Consider the following 22,221-nt stretch of genomic DNA (forward strand, 5'->3'; position numbering starts at 1 on the left):
CGAACGATGGGGCAACGGAATTGAGCTACGTGCTGGGTTTCGAGGAAATCGACTCGACGAATGTCGCCGACGCCGGCGGAAAGGGAGCGCACCTGGGCGAGCTCTCGCGGATCGACGGCATCCCCGTGCCGGACGGCTTCTGCGTCACGACGGAGGCCTTCCAGCGGGTCGTGGCCGAGGCGCCGTCGGTCGACACCGCGTTGGACCGGCTGTCGCGCGTGGAACCGGACGACCGCGATGCGATCCGCACACTGAGCGCCGACCTGCGCCGCCTCGTCGAAGGCATCGCCGTGCCCGACGATCTCGAGGCGGCGATCGGTGCGTCGCTCGCCCGGCTCGGGGCGCACGACTCCTACGCGGTGCGTTCCAGCGCGACGGCCGAGGACCTGCCGACCGCGTCCTTCGCCGGCCAGCAGGACTCCTACCTGAACATCACGGGCCTGCCGGCGATCCTGCGGCACGTCCGGCGGTGCTGGGCCTCGCTGTTCACCGAGCGGGCGGTGACCTACCGGCGCCGTCATGGCTTCGACCACCGGAAGGTACGGATGGCCGTGGTCGTGCAGCGGATGGTGTTCCCGGACGCGGCCGGGGTCCTGTTCACCGCGGACCCCGTGACCTCGAACCGGAAGATCGCCACCGTGGAAGCCGGGTGGGGGCTCGGCGAGGCGCTCGTCTCCGGCCTGGCCGCCGGGGACGTCTTCACGGTGCGCGACGACCAGGTCCTCACCACGGCGGTCGCCGCCAAGCCGAGGTCGGTCCAGGCGGCGCCGGGCGGCGGCACCCGGGAGGCACCGGTCGAACCGCGGCGGCGGGAACAGCCGGCGCTGACCGATGCGCAGGTCGTGCGCCTGGTGCGGCTGGGTCGGCGAATCGAGGCGCACTTCGGCCGGCCCCAGGACATCGAATGGTGCCTGACCGGCGAGGACTTCCACATCCTCCAGAGCCGCCCGATCACCACCCTGTTTCCCATCCCCGCGACCGATGACCAGGACGACCACATCTACCTCTCCGTCGGCCACCAGCAGATGATGACCGACGCGATGAGGCCGCTGGGGCTGTCCCTGTGGCAGCTGACGACCCCAAGCCCGATGCACGAGGCGGGCGGACGGCTGTTCGTCGACGTGGTCCCCATCCTGGCGACGCCCGCGGGCCGCGCCCGGCTCCTGCAGACCTTGGGCAGGGCCGACCCGCTGACCCGGGACGCGCTGCAGACCGTCCTGGACCGCCGCGGCTTCCTCCGCTCGCTTCCAGACGACGAGTCCGGCACCCCGCCCGCCGGTGACCCACCCGCGCCGATCGCGACCGATCCGGCCGTCGTCACCCGGCTGATCCGGCGCAATCAGGAGTCCGTCGCCACCCTCCGGCGCGAGATCCAGAAGCTGTCCGGGCCGGCGCTGCTCGACTTCATCCTGGCCGACATCGCCGAGCTCAAGCGCACCCTGTTCTCGCCACAGAGCCACCAGGTGATCATGGCGGCGATGGAGGCGGCCTGGTGGCTCAACGACCGCCTGGAGACGTGGCTGGGCGAGAAGAACGCGGCCGACGCGCTCACCCAGTCCGTCCCCCACAACGTCACATCGCAGATGGGGCTGGCGCTCCTCGACGTCGCGGACACGATCCGACCACACACGGACGTCGTGGCGTTCCTGCGCCGTGTCGTGGACGAAGGCCGGGACGGCGACGGCTTCCTGCCCGAACTGGCCGGGCTGGCCGGCGGACCGGAAGCACGCGATGCCATCCGGGGCTACCTGCAGGAGTACGGCATGCGCTGCGCGGGCGAGATCGACATCACCCGGACGCGCTGGAACGAGAATCCCGCCGCGCTCGTGCCCACCCTCCTCGGCAACATCGACAACTTCGAGCCGGGCGCCGGCAGACGACGCTTCGCACAGGGACTCCGAGAGTCACGACGGAAGGAACGGGAACTGCTGGGACGGCTGCGCGCCCTGCCCGACGGGGAGCACAAGGCCGCGGAGACCAAGCGGATGATCGACCGTGTCCGCACCTTCGCCGGATACCGGGAGTACCCCAAGTACGGCATGGTCAGCCGCTACCTGGCCTACAAGCAGGCGTTGCTGCGCGAAGCCGATCGCCTCGTCCACGCCGGCGTCCTGCGCGAGAGAGAAGACATCTTCTTCCTCCGGTTCCAGGAGTTGCAGCACGTCGTGCGGACGGGCGACGTGGACGCCGAACTCATCGCGGCCAGGCGCGAGGCGTTCCGGTCGCAGGAGGCGCTCACTCCGCCCCGGGTCCTCACCTCCGACGGCGAGGCCGTCAACGGCCGGTACCGGCGTGACGACGCCCCGCCCGGCGCGCTGGCCGGCCTCCCCGTCTCGGCCGGGACCATCGAGGGCCGCGCCCGTGTCATCACCGACATGGCGCGGGCCGACCTCCAGGCGGGCGACATCCTGGTCACCGCCTACACCGACCCCGGCTGGACCCCCTTGTTCGTCACCGCCGCCGGGCTGGTGACGGAGGTGGGCGGCCTCATGACCCACGGTGCGGTGATCGCGCGGGAGTACGGCCTGCCGGCCGTCGTGGGAGTGGAACGGGCCACCCGCCTCATCCGGGACGGGCAGCGGATCCGCGTCCACGGAACCGACGGGTACGTCCAGATCCTCGCCTGAACGCCGACGGCCGGCAATCGCCGCCGCCCCGGGCGTGCACGCCCGGGGCGGCGGCGATGTGGTCCTTGCCGGTCGGCGAGCTCACGAGCCGGCTCGCGCCCGGCGCCGGCGACCGCCGGGCCGTGTTCCTCGGTCCGTCTCGGTGGCAACGGCGGAGGCGGAGATGAGCGTCGCGGCGGTGAGGCCGCCCCAGAGGGCGGCCGGGCCGTGGGGTGCGAGAGCGGTGATGACCGCTGGGGAGACGGCGAGGCCGAATCCCGTGGACAGCTGGAAGCGGGCGAGGGCGCGTCCCAGGACATGGGCCGGGGCGAGGGCGGCGACGAGCGCGGTGGCGCTGCCCGCGTAGATGATCTCGCCGATGGTGCAGACCACGGAGACGGCGGCGACGGCCGGCGTGGCCCAGCCGTGTTCCAGCGAGCCGGCCGCGAGGAAGCCGAGGTAGGAAGCGGCGATCACCACGCCGGCGAGAGCCAGAGCGGTCCGTCGGGAGAGGCGGTGGGACAGCAGGGCGGTGACCGGAACTTGCAGAGTGACCACCAGCACCGTGTTGGCCACGAAGATGGCCGCCGGCCACACCGGGGACGCGTGGAACTGTGTCACCAGGACCAGAGGAAGCGCGATCTCGGGGACGTTGAGGCAGAAGACGTAGATCACGTTGGCGGCCAGCAGCGCACGCATCCGAGGTGCGGGCTCGTCGTCCCGGTCCTCGGCCGGAGCGGCCTCCGCCGGACGTGCGTGCACGTGGACCGACCACGCCAAGGCGGCCGCGGCAAGATAGGCGAGCGCGGTGACGGCTGCCAGCGCCCGCAGCGCGGTGGTGCCGCCGGCCAGGCAAACGGTGGCGAGCAGTGCTCCGGCACCCAGGCCGGCGTTGCGCAGGGCGCGGGCCCCCGCCAGGGCGGTGTCGCGTTCTCGGCCGTGCGCGACCGTGGCCACGAGAGCCGCGTGGGCGGCCGGCCATGCCTGGTTGCCGATGCCGAGGAAGAGCGCCGCCATCGCGAACGGCCAGACGTGCCCCGCCGGGGTGGCCAGCAGCAGCGCCACGCCCAGCGCCCGCACCAGCATCGACGCCGCCACGACCGTGCTGCGTGCGCCCCGGTCCAGCCATCGGCCCACCCCGGGCATGCACACCAGGCCCGTGACGATGCCGGCCGTCATGGCGGTGCCGGTGACCGGCGCGGACAGCCGCAGTACCGTCACGCCGTAAAGCAGCAGAAAGGGCCGCAGCAGGCCGGTGCCGAGCGCGTCCACGGCCAGGGCGACGGCATAGCGGGGGCCGCCGGAGGCACGGACGAGGGCACGGGGCTGAATTCTGGTGATGGTCGCCATGGCCTCAGACGGTGCGTTCGGCCGCCGGGGCGGGGCACGTCGGTTGACGCACATCGTCAATCGACGCCGTCGCCTGGTCGTCCGGGCGGTGATGATGAGGGAATGACGTTGAGGATCGACATCAGCGGTCTGCCGTCCGAGCGACTGCGGTTCGCCGCCTCCCCTCTCGCCGAGCTGACCGCGATGCTGCACGTGCTGGCCGAGCCCGGTCACCATCCGCAGTTCGCCGGCTGGGCCGGGGACGTCTGGGCCGGGCTGCGGCCGGAGCTGGCCGAGCGGCTCAGGGAGGCGGAGTTCCTCTGGCGTTCCTCACAGGCCGACTTCCTGATCCCCGCGCGGCCCCGGCCGACCCTCGCCGAGGAGCTGGACGACGTGGACCGGATCGACGACGAGGCGTATGTGACCGCCGCGCTCGTCACCACCTGCGGCAGCAACCGGGTCCACTTCCGCCGGGCGTCGCCGCTCACCGATACGACCGCGCGCGAGCGGGCGCTGGACGTGGCCCAGGCCCGCGGCGCGCTGCAGGAGGCCTTCGCGGAACGGCTGCTCGCGGACCCGGCCGCGGTGCGGGCGCGGGTACGCCACACCCTCGAAGAATGCGCCGAGGCATTCTTCGACGGCGCCTGGGCGGGCGTCGCGGTGCAACTCGCCACCGATCTGCGCCTGAAGAACGAACTGCTCAGGCGCCAGGGCATCGGAGCGGCACTTGCCTCGGTCTCCGGCGCGGTCGCCCTGGCACCGGACGGCGAATCCATCATCGTGGACAAGGTGCAGGACAAGGCGACCGCCGCACGTGGCGCCGGGGTCACCTTCATCCCCAGCGTCTTCGGCCGCCCGCACCTGGTGGCGGTCCACGCGCCCGGATGGCATCCGGTGGTGCAGTACCCCGTCGCCGAGCAGAGTCCGGCGGAACCGGTCTCTTTGGAGACGGTCACCCTCCGGCTGGAGGCGCTCGCGCATCCGGTACGGCTGCGGCTACTGCGCACCCTGGTCCGCGGCCCGCACACCACCGCTGAGCTGGCCCACTTCTGGGAACTCTCACCCCCGGAGGTGTCCCGCCACCTTGCCGTCCTGCGCCGTGCGGGCCTTCTCACGGCCCGGCGGGACGGCCGTTACGTCCGGTACACCCTCAATCTGGCTGATCTGTCGGCGTTGGGCGCCGACCTGCTGGCGGCCGTACTGCGCTGAGCGGCTGCGGTCCGTCAGAACGCGGGCGACCACCGTCTTCGCGGCATCATCCGGCTCGGCAGCCCGTCATTAACTCTGCGGCTGAGCTGAACCTGGCCGAGCTGGACCGCGCCTTCACGATCCAGTGCCACGACGCGCTCGCCACATCGCTGGGACCCGTGCCGGTCGGCCGGATCCAGGAGCAGGCGCCCGGCGTACGGTTGCGTGTGCTGGCCGAGCACTCCACCGACACCGACGATCTCCGCCAGGGCCGCGTCGACCTCGAACTCGGCGGAGACCGGCCGAGCCTGCCCGAGTTCCGATCCGAGACTCTCGGACACGACCCGCTCGTCGTGGCGATGCGTCCGGCCCATCCGTGCGCGGACGGCTTGGACCTGCACTCCTACGCGGCGCAGCCGCACGTGCTGGTCTCCCGGCGAGGCCGTCTCACCGCACCGATCGACGACGTGCTGGCGGCCGAAGGGCTGCGCCGGCGAGTGGTCGCGGCGGTCGCCATGGCCCTGCGAACAGCCGGCCGCCGCGACGTGCTGGTCACCAGCACCGAGAATCTCAGCCGCCCGCTCATCGAGGCGTTCGGGCTGATCACCCGGCCACTGCCGGTGGAGTCGCCGCCGGCGGTGATCAACTGCAACCGGCACCAGCGTTGCGACTCCGACCCCGCCCACGCCTGGCTCCGTGACCAGGTGCGGGCATCTCTCGCGGAGATCGTCACCGGCTAGCGGTCCAGCGGCAGGGCGACCGTGCCGGGGAAGCGGGGTGTCTCGGCCTCGTCGAGCATGGCCGCGGCGACGGTCTCCCGGCTCACCTTCGCGCTGAGGTCGAACGGGGGCGCGGCCTCCAGGCCGACCGTGCGCCGGGTGCGGCTCTGCGGCCCCATGTCGAGTACGCCGGCGTGGAAAACCGTGCCCCGGCGGCCAGGACGGTGTTGTCGGCCTTGACCTTGTCCGCGAGCCGGTCGCCCAGCAGTTTGCCGAGCACGTCCGCTCCCTCGCCGGCGGCGTCGGCCGACTCGCCCGTGCCGTAGGCGCCGAGCCAGGTGATGCGCCGCGGTCCGGCGGCGACGACCGCCTTGGCGCCGGCGAGGAGAGTTCCCGCCTGCTCCGCGCCGAGTCCGGACAGGACAACGGAGTCCGCGTCGACGACCGCGGCGATGCCGGCCGGATCGCTCACGTCGCCCGCGACCTTGCGCAGCTAATGATTTACCGATTGCAATCGGCAGGAGTATCGCGACCGGGCTCGCCCCACCGCAGCGCAAGACTGGACGGTGCCGGATGAATGCCGTAGCGGACGATCAACCATCGCCACCGGCCGCGGTCATGATGTGACGGATGCGCTTACGCAGCAACTGGTGCGTACGGTCGTGGTGGTTGCGGGGATGCCACGCCATGCCGATCGACGCGTGCGGCAGGGTCAGGGGGATCGGGAAGGTGCGCAGCCCGAGGGTGTCCAGCATCGACCGGCCCAGCCGCGCCGGCGCGACGCAGACGACGTCGGTTTCGCGGGCCAGGTACAGCGCGCTCGCGAAACCGGGGACCACGGCGATCACGCGCCGGCTCAGGCCCAGGTCGGCGAGCTGCTCGTCGATCGGGCCGTGCGCCCGGCCCCGCCGGGACACGACGACGTGATCGGCCGCGGCGAACCGCTTCGGCGTGACGGTCTTCACCCTCGCGAGTGGATGGTCCGCGCGCACCGCGCCGATCAGCGTCTCCGTGAGCAGTGTTTCCGAGTGGATCTCCGGGGCGCCCGGGCGGACGACCCCGATCTCCAGGTCCACGAGCCCGTCCCGCAGGGCCGGGGTGTCCTCGAGGTTCTCCGGCCGCAGCCGCAGCGAGATGCCGGGCGCCTGGACCCGCAGGTCGTCGATCAGGGACGGGATGAACGTCGTCGACAGCATGTCGGCCACCTGCAGGTCGAACATGCGCACCGCGGTGCGTGGATCGGCGGCGTGCGACGGCGTAAACAGCGCTCGCGCTCGGGCGGCGACATCGTGCACCTCACCGCGCAGCTCCAGCGCGCGGGGTGTGGGCACGAGATCGCGTCCGGCCCGCACGAGAAGCGGGTCGTCGAACGCGCGCCGCAGGCGGGCCAGGGCGCGGCTCATCGCCGGCGCCGAGGTGTGCAGCCGGGCCGCGGCCCTGGTCACGCTGCTTTCGGTGAGCAGCGCGTCCAATGCCTCGATGAGGTTCAGGTCGTAGTCCACCGACCGATTATCAGCAGCGAAATAAGTGTGTACCAAGCTTGCACTGGAGTGAATCGGCTCGCGTCCCTACCGTCGAACCCACGGGACGACACGAAGGAGGACGCAATGGACGTCCGTACGTGCCCAGCACGTCACCACAGCGTTTGTGGCCGTGGTGCGAGCGCGGCCGGGGGCGAGATCTGATGCGGTCCGTGGTGATCGGCGCCGGGATCGTGGGCCTGACCAGCGCGCTGGCCCTGCGGCGCGCCGGTGCCGACGTGGTGATCTACGAGCACGCGCCGGAGATCCGCGCCGCCGGGGCCGGGTTGGGACTGTGGGCCAACGCCTTGGCGGTCTTCGACGAACTCGGCATCGGCGCGCAGGTGCGGGCGATCGGCAAGCCCGGCGAGATGTACTTCCACGACCCGGCCGGGCGGCTGCTCGACACCCCGGAGTTCGGCCCCGAGGACCATCGGTTCCTGCTGGTGCACCGGGCCAGGCTGAACGACCTGCTGGCCGACGCCGTCGGCCGGGAGAACATTCGCCTGGCCGCCGGGTTCGCCCGCTACGAGGAGCACGCGGACCGTGTCACGGTCCGGCTGACCGATGGCGGCGAGGACAACGCCGACGTGCTCATAGGCGCGGACGGGGCGTACTCCACGGTGCGCGGGCAGTTGGTGCCCGCCGCCCCCGCGCAGGAGCACCCCGGCCATCACGCCTGGCGGGCGGTCATCGCCGACCCCCGCGTCCCCCTGGCCGAAGACCGGCTGATCCTGGGCCCTCACGGCTGCCGCGGCGGGTACGTGCGCACCTACGGCGGCGGCGTCTACTGGCTGGTCAACCAGTTCAACGCGCCCGAGCCGACCGGCACTCTCAAGCAGCAGGCCCTGGCCCGGGCCGCCCACCTCGAACAGGGACAGCGGAACCGGATCCTGACCGAGCTGATCGCCGCGACGCCCGAGGAGATGATCCTGCACAACCAGATCATGCTCGTGCCGCCGCTGCCGCACTGGGTCTCCAGGCGTGTCGTGCTGGCCGGGGACGCGGCCCACGCGATGTCGCCGCACATCACCGCGGGTGCGACGCTGGGCATCGAGGACGCCGCCCTGCTCGGCCGGCTGCTCACCCCCACCAGTGACGTGCCCGCGGCGCTGGCCGCCTACGAGGCCGACCGAATCCCCCGCTACGCCCACGTCGCGGAGCTGTCGGCCGCGGTGGAGCACGCGCCCACACCGCAGGAGTTCGCACGGCACTACGCCGCGTTCAGCCACTGGATGATCACCTCGGCGACGGCGACATCCGGCGAGCACCAGGTGCGGTCATGACCTTCACGATGGAGGTGGGCGCGTCGCTCGGGCCGTCGGTGGCTCAGCCGTCGAAGTCGGTCCAGGGGATGCCGAGCCGGCTCAGCGACCGGAGAACGCCGCGATGTACCGCGCCGACACACGCTGAGGTGTTCCCGTGCCACTGGTCCGTCGCCTCGGCGATCACGCGCAGGTGGACCGGCCGCGCGTCCGAGCGCTGGTTCCAGCTCCATTCAGGAGAGTCCGGGGGATGCCCGAACAGGCGGACTCATTCGGGTTCACGGGCACGCGACGGCCCCTAACGCCGTTGCGGATCGCGCCCTGTGCGCGGACAGGGTTCGGTCAGCGGGCGTACGCGCGCAGGAAGACGCGTGCGCCGGCGGTGGCCAGGCGGTCGATCTCCTCCTGGTCCAGGCGCACCGTGCCGTACCAGGAGCGGGCGTTGACCGGGCCGGTGACGAGCAGGCCCAGGAACTCGGCCGCCTCCAGCGGATCGGGGACCTCCAGCAGGCCCTGTTCGCCCAGTTCGGCCAGCCGGTCGGCCAGCGTGCGCTGGACCGGGCGGTCCTGCGGCGCGGTGTGGATCAGGTCCGGGAAGTGGGAGGCTTCGGCGATCATCAGGCGCACGACCGCGGCCCGTTCGGCCGAGCGGGCCACCTCCGTGGCGAACGCGCGGGCGAACTCCGTCAGCGCCTCCTCCACGTCCGTGACCTCGCCCAGCGTACGGTCCAGCAGGTCGCCGAAGGCCGTCGCCTGGGCCGCCGCGGTCTCGCGCACCGCCGACAGGAACAACGGTTCCTTGCCGCCGTAATAGTCATAGATCGTGCGCTTGGAGACCCCGGCGGCCTCGGCGATCGCGTCGACGCTGGCGCGCGCGTACCCCTCGCGGACGAACACCTCCAGCGCCGCCCGGATGATCGCGGCGCGCTTGGCGGGCGACCCCGGGCGCAGGGCGGTCGTGTCGGGCACGGGTCCCCTTTCCTCGGCTACACCGTGCAGTGTAGGCGAACTACACTGCACGGTGTAGTGTGCAGCGTTATGACCGACACCACATCCCATACGCGGCCCGCCCGCCTGGATCCCGCCCTCCGCCGGCTCGGGATCACCGTCATCGTCGGCACCGTCACCGCGATGCTCGACATGACGATGGTCGCGGTCGCCCTCGCCGGCCTCACCGGCGCGTTCCACACCTCGGTCACCACGATCCAGTGGGTCAGCACCGCCTACCTGCTGGCCATCGCGACGGTCATCCCCGTCACCGGCCGGCTCGCCGAACGCTTCGGCGCCCGCGCCATGTGGAGGTTCGCACTGGTGGTCTTCCTCGTCGGCTCGGCCTTGTGCGGCGCAGCCTGGTCCGCCGGCGCCCTCATCGCCTTCCGCGCCCTGCAGGGCATCGGCGGCGGCATGATCGTGCCGCTGAGCATGATGATCCTCGCCCAGGCCGCGGACCCCGGCCAGCGCGGGCGCGTCATGGCCCTGGTGGCCGTGCCCGGGCAGCTGGCGCCCATCCTGGGTCCGCTGATCGGCGGCCTGATCATCGACGCCGGGAACTGGCGCTGGATCTTCTACGTCAACATCCCCATCGGCCTGCTCGCCCTGCTGCTCGCCCGGCGTGGCCTCCCGGCCGCCCCGCCCCGCGAAGCCGGCACGCGCTGGCTGGACCTCACCGGCCTGGTACTGCTGGCGCCCGCGCTCACCCTGACCCTGTACGGGCTGTCCGCCCGGACCGCGCGGATCCCGCTGCTGGCCGCCGGCGTCGCGCTGCTGGCCGGGTTCACCGTCCACGTGCTGCGCAGGCGGCGGGTCGCCCCGCTGCTGGACCTGCGCCTGTTCGCCCACCGGCCCTTCGCGGCCGCCTCGACGCTGAACTTCCTGTCCCGGCTGTCGGTCTTCGGGGTGATGATCCTGATGCCGCTGTACTTCCAGCAGGTCCGCGGCCACGGCGCGCTGACCGCCGGGCTGCTGCTGGCGCCGCAGAGCCTGGGCACGATGCTCGCCCTGCCCGTCAGCGGCCGGCTCACCGACCGGATCGGCGCCCGGCCCGTCGTCCTGGCCGGCATCGCGGTCACCACCCTGGGCACGCTCGCCTTCACCCAGGTCGGCCCGCACACCGGCGGATTCCTGCTCGGCGCGGTGCTGCTGGTGTGGGGCATGGGCGTGGCGGCCGTCGCCGTCCCGGTCTCGGCCGCCGCCTACGAGGGGCTCGCACCCGCCCAGATCCCCGGCGCGACCAGCGCAATCACCACGGTCCAGACGGTCGGCGCGTCCGTCGGCGCGGCCGTGCTCACCGCGATCCTGCAACACCATCTGGCGCACCATCGCGACGCGCCGTCCGCGGCGTTCGCCGCCGCCTTCTGGTGGGTGCTGGCCTTCACCGCGCTGACCCTGCTGCCCGCCCTGCTGCTGCCGCTGCGCCGTGCCCGGCCCGAACCCGCGCCGGACACGGCGGACGCGTGACTACGAGGCGCGAACGCACAGGCAGAACGGGTGCCCGGCGACGTCCAGCAGTACACGCCAGCGGTCACCGTCCGGCTGCGCGTCCGGCCGGGTCGCGCCGAGCTCCCGGCAGGCCGCCTCGGCCTTGTCCAGGTCGTCGACGTACAGGTCGAGGTGGTAGCGCTTGGGCGTGGACTCCTCCGGCCAGCCCGTCGGGGCGAACCCCTCGACACGGCCGAAGCCGATGGCGGTCCGGCCGTCGCTGACCATGGCGTACTCATCCTCGCTGTGGGTGATCTCCCAGCCGAAGACGCCGTGGTAGAACTCCGCGAGCGCGCGCGGGTCGGCGCAGTCGAGGTTGACCATGGCGAGTGAGGCGATGGCGGTCATCGTTGATTTCCCTTCGTCGGTGGAACGCCTCCATGCTCCCGGCCATACCTGACAGCTTCTGGCAACAATCAGGAGATCGGTGCGTCCACATAGCCGACCGGGCCCCGCCGGGTCTCCGCCCGCCCGCCGGCGGCCGAGGCCACCCACGCCTCGAACTCCGTCAGCTCCTCCTCCGGCACCAGCACGTCCAGCTCGGCCCGCACGCCGTACCGGGACCCGGCCGGGGTGTAGGCGGAGGCGTGCAGGTCACGGCTCAGCCGCCCGGCGAGGGCGTGGTCGGCCACCACCGTCACCGTCACCACCGCACGCCGCTCGACCACTCCGACCCGGTCGATCGTCTCGGCCACGACCTGCCCGTACGCGCGCACCAGACCGCCGGCGCCCAGCTTGACGCCCCCGAAGTACCGGCTGACGACGGCGACCGTGCCGGTCAGCTCCCGGCGCGTCAGCACATCGAGCATCGGCAGCCCCGCCGTGCCGGACGGTTCCCCGTCGTCGTTGCTGCGGGTAAGGTCGCCGTGCTCGCCGAGGACGTAGGCGGTGCAGTTGTGGGTCGCGTCGTGGTACGTCCTGCGGCGCCCGGCGATGAAGTCCCGCGCCTCCGCCTCGGTGGTGACGCGCGCCAGCGCGCAGACGAACCGCGAACGCCGGACGTGCAGTTCGTGCTCGCCAGAGTGCGTGATCGTGCGCATGTCGCACCCACCGTACGGGACCGATGCGATATCGAAGGGATGAGGCATGCCCCGGCGCCGCCGCTTCGTGCTGGACATCACCCCGCTGCGTGAGTCGGCGGACTTCCGCCGCCTGTGGGCCGGCTCATCCTTGTCGATCGTCGGCGGGCAGATGACGACCTTCGCGGTGACCCTGCAGGTCTACCGCACGACGCACTCCTCGGCCGCGGTCGGCGCGGTGGGGCTGGCCTCGGGACTGCCGCTGATCCTGCTCGGCCTGTTCGGCGGATCCTTCGCCGACGCGGTCGACCGCCGCCGCCTCGTCCAGGCCACCAACACCGGCTCCGTCGTGGTCTCCGCGCTCCTGGCCGCCCAGGCGTTCGCCGGCCTGCGGGCGCTGTGGCCGCTGTACGCGCTGGTGGCCGCCCAGTCGCTGCTCGGGGCGGTCGGCGCGCCCGCGCGCCGCACGTTCGTGCCGCGGCTGCTGCCCGCCGGCCAGGTCGCGGCCGGCGTCGCGCTGAACCACCTGTGCTTCCAGGTCGGTCTCATGGCCGGTCCGGCGCTGGCCGGTGTTGTCACCGCCGCCGGCGGCCTGCGGCTGTGCTACCTGGCCGACGTGGTCAGCTTCAGCGGCACCCTGTACGCGCTGGCCCGCCTGCCCGCCATGCCGCCGCAGGGCGGTGCCTCCCGGCCCGGGGTCGCAGCCGTCGTCGAGGGACTGCGGTTCATCCGCCGGCGGCCGATCCTGACCGGCGTCTTCCTCGCCGACCTCGACGCGATGGTCCTGGGCATGCCGTTCGCGCTGTTCCCCGCCCTCAACGCCGCCCACTTCGGCGGTGCCGCCCCCACCCTGGGGCTCATCACCGCCGCGCCCGCCGTCGGCGGGCTGTTCGGCTCGGCGCTGTCCGGCCCGGTCGCGCACGCCGTCCGCCCCGGCCGGGCCCTGCTGGCGAGCGTGACGGTCTGGGGCGCGGCCATCGCCGGGTTCGGCCTCGCCCGCACGCTGTGGCTCGGCCTGCCGCTGCTCGTCCTCGCGGGTGCCGCCGACACGACCAGCGTCATCGTCCGCGCCACGATCGTGCAGCTCGCCACGCCCGACGGGTTCCGCGGGCGGGTCGGCGGCGTCGACTTCGTCATCGGCGCCGCAGGGCCCCAGGTCGGCAACTTCCGCGCCGGTGCCGTCGCCTCGCTCACCTCCCCCGCCGTCAGCGCGGTCGGCGGCGGCATCGCCGTCCTGCTGGGCGCCGGCCTGCTCCGTCTCGCCGTACCCGCCCTCACCCGCTACACCACGCCCGCCGACGAGCCGGACGAGCCGGACGAGGCGCTGGACGAGGCGCCGGAGGAGGCGCGCTGAACCTCGGCCGGTGTCCCGGCTCAGGTCAGGACGGTCACCGTTTCCGCCGGTGAGGCGTGCCGGCGCCAGAGGTGCTCGGCGACGTCGCCGGGTTCGTGGGCGAGTCCCGGCCCCACGGCGCCGACGATGGTGACGCGGCCCACGTTGATCCCCCGCTGCGGCAGTGCCCGGGAGAGCAGGTCGACGTAGCTGCTCAGCCCCGCGTAGGCGACGGCGCTGACGGCACGCTCGGGGCTGGGGCGTACGGCGGCGCCGCCGGTGGTGAACAGCAGCGTGCCCGAGCCGCGGTCCAGCATGCCCGGCAGGACCGCCTGGACGACGGCGGTGGCGCCCACGACCGTGAGCGCCAGGGCGCCTTCGACGTCTTCGGCCGTGGTGTCCACGACGGGCCGGATGAGGCGGATGTCGGGCAGCGGGCTGAAGCAGACGACGTCGGGCACCCCCAGGGTGGAGGTCAGCTCGCCGAGCGCCCGGGCGATGTCGCCGGGGTCGGTGATGTCGCCGGTGACGGCGGCGGCGGTGTGCCCGTTCTTGCGCAGGTCGTCGGCGATGGCATGGAGACGGTCCGGGTCGCGCGCGATGAGCCCGGCCGGGTGGCCCTCCCGGGCGAAGCGGCGGGCCACCGAGGCCCCGATCCCCGGGCCCGCGCCGACGACGAAGACGGGCCCGCCGCCGTGCCGGCCGGTTCGCGGGCTCACTGGGCCGTCCATCCGCCGTCGACGGCCACGAGTGCGCCGGTGACGAAGCTCGCGGCGTCGGACACGAGGAAGGCGACGGCCTCGGCGACCTCTTCGGGCCGTCCGATCCTGCCGATCGGGTGAGCGTCGCCGAACGAGGCGAGCATCTCCCGGCCGTTGTCGACGACGCCCTCCATGATGTCGGTGTCGATGACCCCGGGGAGCACGGCGTTGGAGCGGATGCCCTTGGGGCCGCCCTCGACGGCGAGCACACGGGTGATCTGAGCCAGGGCGCCCTTGGAGGCGGCGTAGGCCGTCTGCGTGGCGAAGGCGACGACCGAGGAGACGGAGGCGATCGAGACGATCGCGCCGCCGCCACCGGCCTCCATCACCCGGAAGGCCTCGCGCGCCTGGACGAAGTTGCCGCGGGCGTTGACCCGCAGGATGCCCTCGAAGTCCTCGACGCTGGTCTCGGTGATCGGTTTGTTCAGGGTACGGCCGGCGTTGTTGACGAGGATGTCGAGCCGGCCGAACCGGTCGGTGGCCGTCCGCATGGTCGATCGCGCGAAGTCCTCGTCGGCGACGTCGCCGACGAGCGCGGCCAGGTCCGGATCGCTCGCGGCGAACTCCTCGACGGCCGGGGAACGATCGGTGACGACCAGGCGGGCGCCGCGGTCACGCAGCAGGGTGGCCGTGGCGTGCCCGATGCCCCGCGCGGCCCCCGTGACGACGGCGACCCTTCCGGTGAGGTCCCAGGAGGCCGGGACGGCGGGGCGGTCAGGGGTGATGGTCATGGATTTCTCCGTTTGTTGTGGAACGAGAGGCGGTCAGCGTTGCCGGGCGGGCCGCAGGACGATCTCGTTGACGTCCACGTCGGCCGGCTGTGCGAGGGCGTAGGAGACGGCCCCGGCGATGGCGTCCGGTTCGATGGCATGGGCCCGGTAGACGCGCATGGCCTGCGCGGCTCCGTCCTCGGTGATGGAGTCGGCGAGTTCGGAGGTGACCACGCCGGGAGAGATGGTCGTGACGCGGATGGCGGGGTCGCTCTCCTGGCGCAGTCCCTCGGTGATCGCCCAGGCTGCGTACTTGGTACCGGAGTAGACGGCGCTGGTGGGCACGACCTGGTGCGCGCCGATGCTCGCGACCGTGACGAAGTGGCCCGAACCCTGAGCGGTGAAGTGGGGCAGGACCGCGGCGATCCCGTGCAGCAGCCCGCGGATGTTCACATCGATCATCCGGTCCCACTCATCGACCAGCAGGGAGTCGAGCCGCGACAGGGGCATGACCCCGGCGTTGTTGACGAAGACGTCGATCCGCCCGTGGCGATCCCGGGCGGCCTCGGCGAACGCGCCGACGTCGCGGCGGTCCGTCACGTCGAGCCGCACCGGATCCAAGGTGCCGCCGGAGCGGGCGCTCGCCCGCGCGGTGCGTTCGGCCAGCGCCCGCAGGCGGTCGGTACGCCGCGCGCCGGCGATCACATGGTGTCCCTCCTGCGCGAGCCGGGCGGCGACGGCCGCGCCGATGCCGCTGCTGGCTCCGGTGACGAGGACGACCTTGCGGCCGTCCGGCGTCATCGCTTTCTGATTCGTCGGCATGCCCTCGACACTGGCCCAGGCCGGGCGGCCGCGGCAGGGCGCGGTCTTCCTGGGAGTAACGCACCCACGAAGCGCCCGGCCCTTCTCCGTACGATGGCGTCATGACACGCTCCGACCTCGGCGCCTACCTGCGCGCCCGGCGGGCCCGGGTCACACCGGCCGAGGCCGGCCTGCCCAGCGTCGGCCACCGGCGGGTCCCCGGCCTGCGACGTGAGGAAGTGGCCCTGCTGGCCGGCGTCAGCGTCGACTACTACGTCCGGCTCGAGCAGGGCCGGGAACGCACGCCGTCGGCGCAGGTGATCGACGCCCTGACCGCCGCCCTGCGCCTCGACGACGACGGCCGCGAGCACCTGTTCCGCCTGGCCGGGCTCAGCCCGCGCGCCCGGGTCGCCGCCGTACCGGACCGCGTCGACCCGAGTCTGCTGCAGCTCATGGCCGCCTGGCCGGACAATCCGGCCATCGTCTACAACCGCGCCTACGACGTGCTCGCCTCCAACGCGATCGCCGACGCGCTCTTCCACGACTGGGCGCACTCACGCAACCTCATGCACGTCGTGTTCACCGACCCGGCCGCGCGCACCTTCTACCGCGACTGGCACGAGGTCGCGCGCAACTCGGTGGCCGGCTTCCGGCTCGGCTACGGCAAGGCGCCGCACGACCCGCGGATCCGGCGGGTGCTGGCCGAGCTGCTCGACCAGAGCCCCGAGTTCGCCGAACTGTGGGCCCATCACGACGCCCGCGGCAAGGCACTCGAACGCAAACGCTTCGACCACCACGACGTCGGAGCGCTGACGCTGACGATGCAGACCTTCGACGTCCGTTCCAGCCCCGGGCAGGAGCTCGTCGTCTACCACGCCGAACCGGCCTCCGAGAGCAGCCAGGCCCTCGCGCTCCTCGGCTCCCTGGCCGCCACCGCACGCCAGGCGACCTGAGCGCTCGGTCAGGCCGCGGCGCCGAGCGAGCCGATGACCCGGCCGAGAGCCTCCTGCTCCTGCTCGGGCAGCCACCGCGTCGCGTGCAGCGTGTGCAGTGCGGCGGCCAGCCGGGCCCGGTCCTCCTCGGTCCCCAGATCGCCCAGATAGGCGGGTAGGACCAGCCCGAGCGCCCGCAGGTCCTCCCGCGCGCACAGCCGGATCAGCAGGTCGTACAGCCCGCCGTCGGCCGCCCGCCCGGCCTCGCGCAGCCCGTCGGCGATCGTGAAGCGGAGCCCGTCGGCGTACGGGCCCGGCGGCGCGTCGTCCAGGTGCGCGGCCGCGAGCGTGAAGTGCCGCCGCGCCTCCTGCGGGTCGCCCAGGTCCCGGTGGGCCTTGGCCAGGTTCAGGTGCAGGGAGGGGTAAAAGCCCGTGACGCGCTCGTCGCCGACCCGGTTCGCCCGGTCCAGGCACTCCTGGTTCCAGCGGAGCGTCTCCCGTGGTGTCGGCTGGTGCCGGGCCAGGTAGTGCGCGGCGACGCACGCCTCGTAGTCGTCGGCGGCGGTGCGCCACGCCTGCTCGAACAGCTCGCGTGCGTCGGCGTCGCGGCCCTCGGTCTCGGCGCGCATGCCCTCGGCGCACAGCCGGACGACGGGGTTCTGCGGATCCATGTGTCTCTCCTCACGTCTCGCGGTGGTGACCGGCCCGGCGGAGAACCGGCATGACCAAGGTGGTGAAGCTGCCCTGGTCGGCGGAGCGGACGACCACGGGCGAGACCGGGTCGCGGACCTCCAGCAGGACGTCGGGTCCCACACCGGCGTCCAGGGCCGCGACCAGGACGACCGGGTCGAAGGTGATGGACAGCGGCGGCCCGGTGCGGATGGCGGGCACGGTGGCCGCGGGCGGATCCTCGCCCACCACGCGGATGCGGTCGTCCTCGGCGTGCAGGGTGACGGGCCCGCCGGTCTCGGCGAGCCGGTCCCGCAACGCCACCCGCCCGGCGATCAGCCGGTGCCGTACGGCGGGCCGGTCCTCCAGGAGCACCCGGTAGTCGGGGAACGTTCCCTCGACCGCCGGCAGCGTCCGTACCCCGCCGCCGTTCTCCCGGACCCGCGCCGCCTCCGAGCCGTCGAGCTCCACCTCGACCTCCGCGTGGCGTACGGCCCAGGCGGCGGCCTCCTTCATCGCCGCCGCGTCGACGACGACCCGGCCCGGCCCGCCTTCGATGAGATCCGGCCGCAGCGTGCGCACCGCCAGGCGGTAACGGTCGGTGGCGGCCAGGCGGATCTCCTGCCGGTCGAGCTCGACCAGCACCCCGCCGAGCACCGGGAACTCCCGGGCGACCGCCGGGTCGGCCACCGCGGGCGCGACCTGGCGCACGGCGCTCGCCAGTTCCGCGCCGCCCACCCGCGCCCGGGACACCGAGGCGCGCGGCGACAGGTCGGCCAGGATCGACTCGATCGCCGACCGTGTCGCCGCCGCCGTCTCCCGTGCCCGCTCCAGGTGCTCCCGCAGTACGGCGCGGGCCTGCGACCGGGTGCCGTCCAGCACCGTCGTGGCCTCGGTCAACGGCAGGCCCGCCTTCCGCAGCCGCCGTACGAGGACGGCGCGGGGCTCCTGTCCGGGGTGGTAGTACCGGTAGCCGGTCGCCTCGTCGACGAACGCCGGCCGCAACACGCCGCAGTCGTCGTAGAACCGCAGCGCACTCGGCGCCAGCCCCACCCGGTGCGCGAAGGCACCGATGCTCACGAGCCCCTCGGAGTCGTCCATGAGCGAGATTGTCGGGGTTCAACCTGCTTGAAGGTCAAAACGGGCCTGGTTCCCCACACATCGAGTGACAAAGCTCTTTGCCAAAAGCGCAAAGGGTGGGCAGAGTGAACGGATGAGCGAGGAGCTGGACGCCGTGCTGGCCGCGGTCGGACCACGGCTGCGGGAGCTGCGACGCCGCCGCGGAGTCACCCTGACCGCCCTGTCGCAGACCACCGGGATCCCCATCAGCACCCTGTCCCGGCTGGAGTCGGGGCAGCGCAGGCCCGGCCTGGAACTGCTGCTGCCGCTGGCCAGGGCCTACCGGATGCCGCTCGACGAGCTCGTCGGCGCGCCCGCCGCCCTCGACCCGCGGGTACACCCCCAGCCGTTCAATCACAACGGCATGACCGTCATCCCGCTGACCCGCAAACCCGGCGGGCTGCAGGCGTTCAAACAGATCCTCCCCGCCGGCCTGGCCGACGGCGAACCCGATCCCCGCTCGCACGAGGGATACCACTGGCTGTACGTCCTCAACGGGCGGCTGCGCCTCGTGCTCGGCGACCAGGACCTCGTCCTCGCCGCCGGTGAGGTCGCCGAGTTCGACACCCACCTGCCGCACTGGTTCGGCAACGCCGACGCGCGGCCGGTGGAGTTTCTGAGCATTCTCGGCCCCCAGGGTGAACGCTTCCACGTCAGGGCCCGCTACCGGCCCGCCTGATCTCCCGATGACTCCACCGCGATCACGGTCTCGTGTCCGCCGTGCCGAGGGTCCGCGGCGAACCGGTCGAGGGCCGCCAGGACGTGGCCGCGCGTCGCGTCACCGCCCAGATGGCCCGCGTCCTCGACGACGATCAGCTCGGCGCCGGGCCAGGCGCGGGCCAGTTCCCAGGCCGTCTGGAGAGGGCCGCCCAGGTCGAACCGCCCGTGGATCAGGACGCCCGGGATCCCGGCCAGCCGGTTCGCGTCGCGCAGCAGGGCGCCCTCCTCCAGCCACGCTCCGTGGGAGAAGTAGTGGGAGCAGATGCGCACCAGCGCGAGCCGCGCCGAGGAGGGCCGGTCACCGTACGGTCGGGAGGCGCCCTTCGTCTCGCCGGACAGGACCGTGTCCTCCCAGGCGCACCAGTCGGCCGTCGCCCGCTCGCGTACGGCGGCGTCGGGGTGCTCCATCAGCCGCGCGTAGGCCGCGACGACGTCCCCGTCGCGGGGTGTGCCCGGAGCGCCCGCGAGGAAGCGCTCCCACTGCTCGGGAAAGAACCGGCCGACACCTCGGTACAGCCAGTCGGTCTCCGAGCGCCGGGTGGTGGTGACACCGGAGATGACGATCTCCGACACGCGTCCGGGATGCCGCTCGGCGTAGGCGAGGATGAGCGTGGAACCCCACGAGCCGCCGTACAGCAGCCACCGGTCGATGCCCAGATGCCGCCGGAGCCGCTCCATGTCGGCGATGAGGTGCTCGGTGGTGTTGTGCCGCATGTCGGCCGCGGGATCACTGGCGTGCGGGGTGCTGCGGCCGCAGCCACGCTGGTCGAACAGGACGACGCGGTACCGGTCCGGATCGAAGTACCGGCGCATCCAGGTGCCACAGCCGGACCCGGGTCCGCCGTGCACGACGAGCGCGGGCTTGCCCGCCGGGTCGCCGCAGGCCTCCCAGTACACGAGGTTGCCGTCTCCCACGTCGAGCATTCCCTGGTCGTACGGTTCGATCGGCGGATACGGCTCACCCATGTCGGAAGGTCCTCCCGTCGTGCCGGAAGCGGTTTTCGGCGCCGGCCTGGTCGCGGCTCACGACTCTGCCATGTCCGGCACCGGTGAGACCGCCGCACCGGCCGACAGCAGTCGCTCCGCCAGCGCGCGACAGCGTCCCCTGAGCTCCGGAGGGTCGACCACCTCGAAGTCGTGTCCGAGCAGGAGCACGTGCATGAGCACGAAGTCGAGGCTGCCGGCGCCGCTGAGCACCTCGCACAGCTCGTCGCCGCGCCGTCGTACGACGGCGGCCGACGCCGGGATCTGCGCGCGTACCGTGTCGGCCGGGGCGTGCACGAGGAAACGCGCCCGGTGCGGGTAGACCCGGCTCGCCACGTTCTCCTGCACGTACGTCGCCGCGTCGGGCGCCGCGCGCGGGCGGAACCGCCACGTCCGCGCGGACACGTCGCTCATCCGGTCGACGCGGAAGCTGCGCCAGTCGTCGCGGTCGAGGTCGTAGGCGAGGAGATACCAGCGCCGGTCGGAGGCGACCAGGCGGTAGGGCTCGACCCGCCGCCGTCGCACCTGGCTCCCGGACGGGTAGCCGAAGCCGGCCTCGACCTCCTCGCGGCAGGCTCTGGCCAGTGTCGTGAGCACCTCGGGGTCGACCGGCGTGCGTCCTCCCCCGAAGGACTCCACCGAGCCGGAGAGCGCACGCACCTCGTGCCGCAACCGCGCCGGCAGCACCTGGTCGAGCTTGGTCAGCGCCCGAAGCGCCGCGTCGCCGGCTCCGGCGACGCCGCCACCCGCGCCGGCGAGCAGCGACACCACGGTGGCGATGGCCTCCTCGTCGTCGAGAAGCAGCGGCGGCAGGTCCTGCCCCGGGCCGAGCCGGTAACCGCCGCCGACGCCCTGGCCGGAATGGATCCGGTAGCCGAGCGTGCGCAGCCGCTCGACGTCACGCCGTACCGTGCGCGGCGTGACCCCGAGCCGGTCGGCGAGCTCGGGGCCGGTCCAGCCCTGGCGCTGCTGCAGCAGCCCGAGCAGGGTGAGCACCCGCTCCGTCGTCCCCCGCTCGTCACCGCCGGCCGTATCCATGGCACCCACCCTGCCAGAAAGCGGACCGATCCTGTCCGCCCTCGGTGCCAGGGTGCGTTCAGGGACGCGGACGCGCTCGGCCGGCTGTGCGAGGCCCGCCGCCGCGCGACCCGTGCCCGCACATGAGACCCGCCACGAATGGAGCAACCCGATGAGCCGCCATGTTCAGGTCACCTTCGACGCCCACGATCCGCGGGCGCTGTCGTCCTTCTGGTGCGAGGTGCTCGGCTACGTCCACCCCGGCCCGCCCGGTGTCGACCTGCCCGAGGGCGCCGACCCGCTCGCCGCGTGGGACGAGTTCCTCGCGCGGATCGGCGTGCCGGCGGAGCAGCGCGACTCGAGATCGGCCATCGAGGATCCGGAGGGGAACGGCCCCCGGCTGTTCTTCCAGCAGGTGCCGGAGGACAAGACCGCCAAGAACCGCGTCCACCTCGACATTCGCGTGGCCCCCGGACTGCGGGCAGAGCAGCGGATGGCGGCCCTGGAGGCCGAGTGCGACCGACTCGTCGCGCTGGGAGCGACGCGCGTACGGCGCTGTGAACCCGCTCCCCCGATGAGCGCCGGCTTCATCGTGATGACCGACCCCGAGGGCAACGAGTTCTGCCTGGATTAGATCCGTATGGCTGTGACCATAATCAACGCTCACCTTGCTCCCGATGCACGCTAGGACAAGATCGGACCATGCAACCTCTTCCGCAGAGCCGGGTCAACGAGTGGCACGTTCTGATCGAGGAGTCCATCGGTGGTGGTGGTAGTGGTGACGGCAGCTTCCGTGTGACGGCGGTCCTGCCGATCGGACCCGACGTCGAGCAGGCTCGCGCCGTGGCGGCAGACAGGGCATTGCGGCATCGGCCGGCCGCCCCATTGCGCCCCAAGGGCCGATGGGTGTTCCAGCTGAGTCCCGATAGCTGGCTCGTCGACGTGAAGGGCGCGAGACGCCGATTTCACTTCCGTGTCTCAGTAGCCCTGCTGACCGCTGTTGCCGACTCGTGACCGAAGAGCACATGAGAGGCGCCGGCGCCGGGCCGCG

General features: G+C 72.8%; 23 protein-coding genes. 10 read left to right on the forward strand and 13 right to left on the reverse strand.

Annotated elements, in window-relative coordinates; translation table 11 throughout:
* Positions 1-29: 29 nt before the first annotated feature.
* The gene (gene rph / locus OG417_RS29160; RefSeq protein ID WP_329262686.1) at positions 30-2,627 is read left to right on the forward strand and encodes a rifamycin-inactivating phosphotransferase; all 2,598 of its coding nucleotides are present in this window, start codon (positions 30-32) and stop codon (positions 2,625-2,627) included.
* An 81-nt stretch (positions 2,628-2,708) separates the two neighbouring features.
* Here rph and OG417_RS29165 read toward each other — a convergent pair whose 3' ends face one another.
* Positions 2,709-3,956, reverse strand: coding sequence for an MFS transporter (locus OG417_RS29165; RefSeq protein ID WP_329235148.1), 1,248 nt, complete (start codon positions 3,954-3,956; stop codon positions 2,709-2,711).
* Between the two features lie 102 nt (positions 3,957-4,058).
* Between OG417_RS29165 and OG417_RS29170 the strand changes: the two genes are divergently transcribed.
* Together OG417_RS29170 and OG417_RS29175 are read left to right on the forward strand one after the other, a co-directional pair.
* The gene (locus tag OG417_RS29170) at positions 4,059-5,144 is read left to right on the forward strand and encodes a helix-turn-helix domain-containing protein (RefSeq protein WP_329235150.1); all 1,086 of its coding nucleotides are present in this window, start codon (positions 4,059-4,061) and stop codon (positions 5,142-5,144) included.
* A 101-nt stretch (positions 5,145-5,245) separates the two neighbouring features.
* A complete protein-coding gene (locus OG417_RS29175) occupies positions 5,246-5,863 on the forward strand; it encodes a LysR substrate-binding domain-containing protein (RefSeq protein WP_329262690.1) in 618 nt (205 codons plus the stop codon).
* Between the two features lie 82 nt (positions 5,864-5,945).
* Here the strand turns inward: OG417_RS29175 and OG417_RS29180 are convergent, their stop codons facing one another.
* Entirely contained in the window at positions 5,946-6,314 is a 369-nt protein-coding gene (locus OG417_RS29180) for a hypothetical protein (protein ID WP_329235154.1), read from the reverse strand.
* Between the two features lie 121 nt (positions 6,315-6,435).
* Positions 6,436-7,344 carry a LysR family transcriptional regulator gene (locus OG417_RS29185; RefSeq protein ID WP_329235157.1) on the reverse strand — a complete coding sequence of 303 codons (909 nt, stop codon included), beginning with the start codon at positions 7,342-7,344 and terminating at the stop codon, positions 6,436-6,438.
* A 182-nt stretch (positions 7,345-7,526) separates the two neighbouring features.
* On the opposite strand from OG417_RS29185, the gene OG417_RS29190 reads away from it, so the two are divergent.
* Positions 7,527-8,648, forward strand: a complete 1,122-nt coding sequence (locus OG417_RS29190) for an FAD-dependent monooxygenase (protein ID WP_329235160.1) — start codon at positions 7,527-7,529, stop codon at positions 8,646-8,648.
* A 321-nt stretch (positions 8,649-8,969) separates the two neighbouring features.
* Here OG417_RS29190 and OG417_RS29195 read toward each other — a convergent pair whose 3' ends face one another.
* Positions 8,970-9,596: a TetR/AcrR family transcriptional regulator gene (locus OG417_RS29195; protein WP_329235163.1), complete on the reverse strand. Its 627-nt coding sequence runs from the start codon at positions 9,594-9,596 to the stop codon at positions 8,970-8,972.
* A gap of 69 nt (positions 9,597-9,665) precedes the next feature.
* Here OG417_RS29195 and OG417_RS29200 point away from each other — a divergent pair, with 69 nt between their 5' ends.
* Positions 9,666-11,084, forward strand: a complete 1,419-nt coding sequence (locus OG417_RS29200) for an MDR family MFS transporter (protein WP_329235165.1) — start codon at positions 9,666-9,668, stop codon at positions 11,082-11,084.
* On the opposite strand, the gene OG417_RS29205 is transcribed toward OG417_RS29200, so the two are convergent.
* Together OG417_RS29205 and OG417_RS29210 are read right to left on the reverse strand one after the other, a co-directional pair.
* Positions 11,085-11,453 (reverse strand): VOC family protein, encoded by a 369-nt coding sequence (locus tag OG417_RS29205; RefSeq protein WP_329235168.1) that lies wholly within the window; start codon positions 11,451-11,453, stop codon positions 11,085-11,087.
* A 68-nt stretch (positions 11,454-11,521) separates the two neighbouring features.
* Entirely contained in the window at positions 11,522-12,145 is a 624-nt protein-coding gene (locus OG417_RS29210) for an IMPACT family protein (RefSeq protein ID WP_329235171.1), read from the reverse strand.
* A 46-nt stretch (positions 12,146-12,191) separates the two neighbouring features.
* On the opposite strand from OG417_RS29210, the gene OG417_RS29215 reads away from it, so the two are divergent.
* Positions 12,192-13,478 (forward strand): MFS transporter, encoded by a 1,287-nt coding sequence (locus OG417_RS29215; RefSeq protein ID WP_329235174.1) that lies wholly within the window; start codon positions 12,192-12,194, stop codon positions 13,476-13,478.
* 20 nt (positions 13,479-13,498) lie between these two features.
* On the opposite strand, the gene OG417_RS29220 is transcribed toward OG417_RS29215, so the two are convergent.
* From OG417_RS29220 to OG417_RS29230, 3 genes are read right to left on the reverse strand one after another with little or no spacing between them, the layout of a single operon-like run.
* Positions 13,499-14,176, reverse strand: a complete 678-nt coding sequence (locus OG417_RS29220; protein ID WP_329235177.1) for an SDR family NAD(P)-dependent oxidoreductase — start codon at positions 14,174-14,176, stop codon at positions 13,499-13,501.
* Complete coding sequence (locus tag OG417_RS29225; RefSeq protein WP_329235180.1) at positions 14,173-14,949, reverse strand: SDR family NAD(P)-dependent oxidoreductase; 777 nt, start codon at positions 14,947-14,949, stop codon at positions 14,173-14,175. Before OG417_RS29225 ends, OG417_RS29220 begins: the two co-directional genes overlap by 4 nt.
* Before the next feature lie 33 nt (positions 14,950-14,982).
* Complete coding sequence (locus OG417_RS29230; protein WP_329235183.1) at positions 14,983-15,750, reverse strand: SDR family oxidoreductase; 768 nt, start codon at positions 15,748-15,750, stop codon at positions 14,983-14,985.
* A 101-nt stretch (positions 15,751-15,851) separates the two neighbouring features.
* Here OG417_RS29230 and OG417_RS29235 point away from each other — a divergent pair, with 101 nt between their 5' ends.
* Positions 15,852-16,682, forward strand: coding sequence for a helix-turn-helix transcriptional regulator (locus OG417_RS29235; protein ID WP_329235186.1), 831 nt, complete (start codon positions 15,852-15,854; stop codon positions 16,680-16,682).
* 8 nt (positions 16,683-16,690) lie between these two features.
* Here OG417_RS29235 and OG417_RS29240 read toward each other — a convergent pair whose 3' ends face one another.
* Positions 16,691-17,332: a hypothetical protein gene (locus OG417_RS29240; protein WP_329235189.1), complete on the reverse strand. Its 642-nt coding sequence runs from the start codon at positions 17,330-17,332 to the stop codon at positions 16,691-16,693.
* Between the two features lie 10 nt (positions 17,333-17,342).
* A complete protein-coding gene (locus OG417_RS29245; protein WP_329235191.1) occupies positions 17,343-18,431 on the reverse strand; it encodes a DNA polymerase III subunit beta family protein in 1,089 nt (362 codons plus the stop codon).
* A 112-nt stretch (positions 18,432-18,543) separates the two neighbouring features.
* Between OG417_RS29245 and OG417_RS29250 the strand changes: the two genes are divergently transcribed.
* A complete protein-coding gene (locus OG417_RS29250) occupies positions 18,544-19,128 on the forward strand; it encodes a helix-turn-helix domain-containing protein (RefSeq protein ID WP_329235193.1) in 585 nt (194 codons plus the stop codon).
* Here OG417_RS29250 and pip read toward each other — a convergent pair.
* Both pip and OG417_RS29260 read right to left on the reverse strand, forming a co-directional pair.
* A complete protein-coding gene (pip, locus tag OG417_RS29255) occupies positions 19,113-20,135 on the reverse strand; it encodes a prolyl aminopeptidase (RefSeq protein ID WP_329235196.1) in 1,023 nt (340 codons plus the stop codon). The genes OG417_RS29250 and pip overlap by 16 nt on opposite strands.
* Positions 20,136-20,192: 57 nt before the next feature.
* Positions 20,193-21,191 carry a helix-turn-helix transcriptional regulator gene (locus OG417_RS29260; protein WP_329235198.1) on the reverse strand — a complete coding sequence of 333 codons (999 nt, stop codon included), beginning with the start codon at positions 21,189-21,191 and terminating at the stop codon, positions 20,193-20,195.
* Between the two features lie 151 nt (positions 21,192-21,342).
* Here OG417_RS29260 and OG417_RS29265 point away from each other — a divergent pair, with 151 nt between their 5' ends.
* Together OG417_RS29265 and OG417_RS29270 are read left to right on the forward strand one after the other, a co-directional pair.
* Positions 21,343-21,804, forward strand: a complete 462-nt coding sequence (locus tag OG417_RS29265) for a VOC family protein (RefSeq protein WP_329235200.1) — start codon at positions 21,343-21,345, stop codon at positions 21,802-21,804.
* Positions 21,805-21,872: 68 nt separating this feature from the next.
* Complete coding sequence (locus OG417_RS29270) at positions 21,873-22,184, forward strand: hypothetical protein (RefSeq protein WP_329235203.1); 312 nt, start codon at positions 21,873-21,875, stop codon at positions 22,182-22,184.
* Positions 22,185-22,221: the final 37 nt, after the last annotated feature.

It is taken from the genome of Actinoallomurus sp. NBC_01490 (genome assembly GCF_036227085.1).
Taxonomy (GTDB): domain Bacteria; phylum Actinomycetota; class Actinomycetes; order Streptosporangiales; family Streptosporangiaceae; genus Actinoallomurus; species Actinoallomurus oryzae.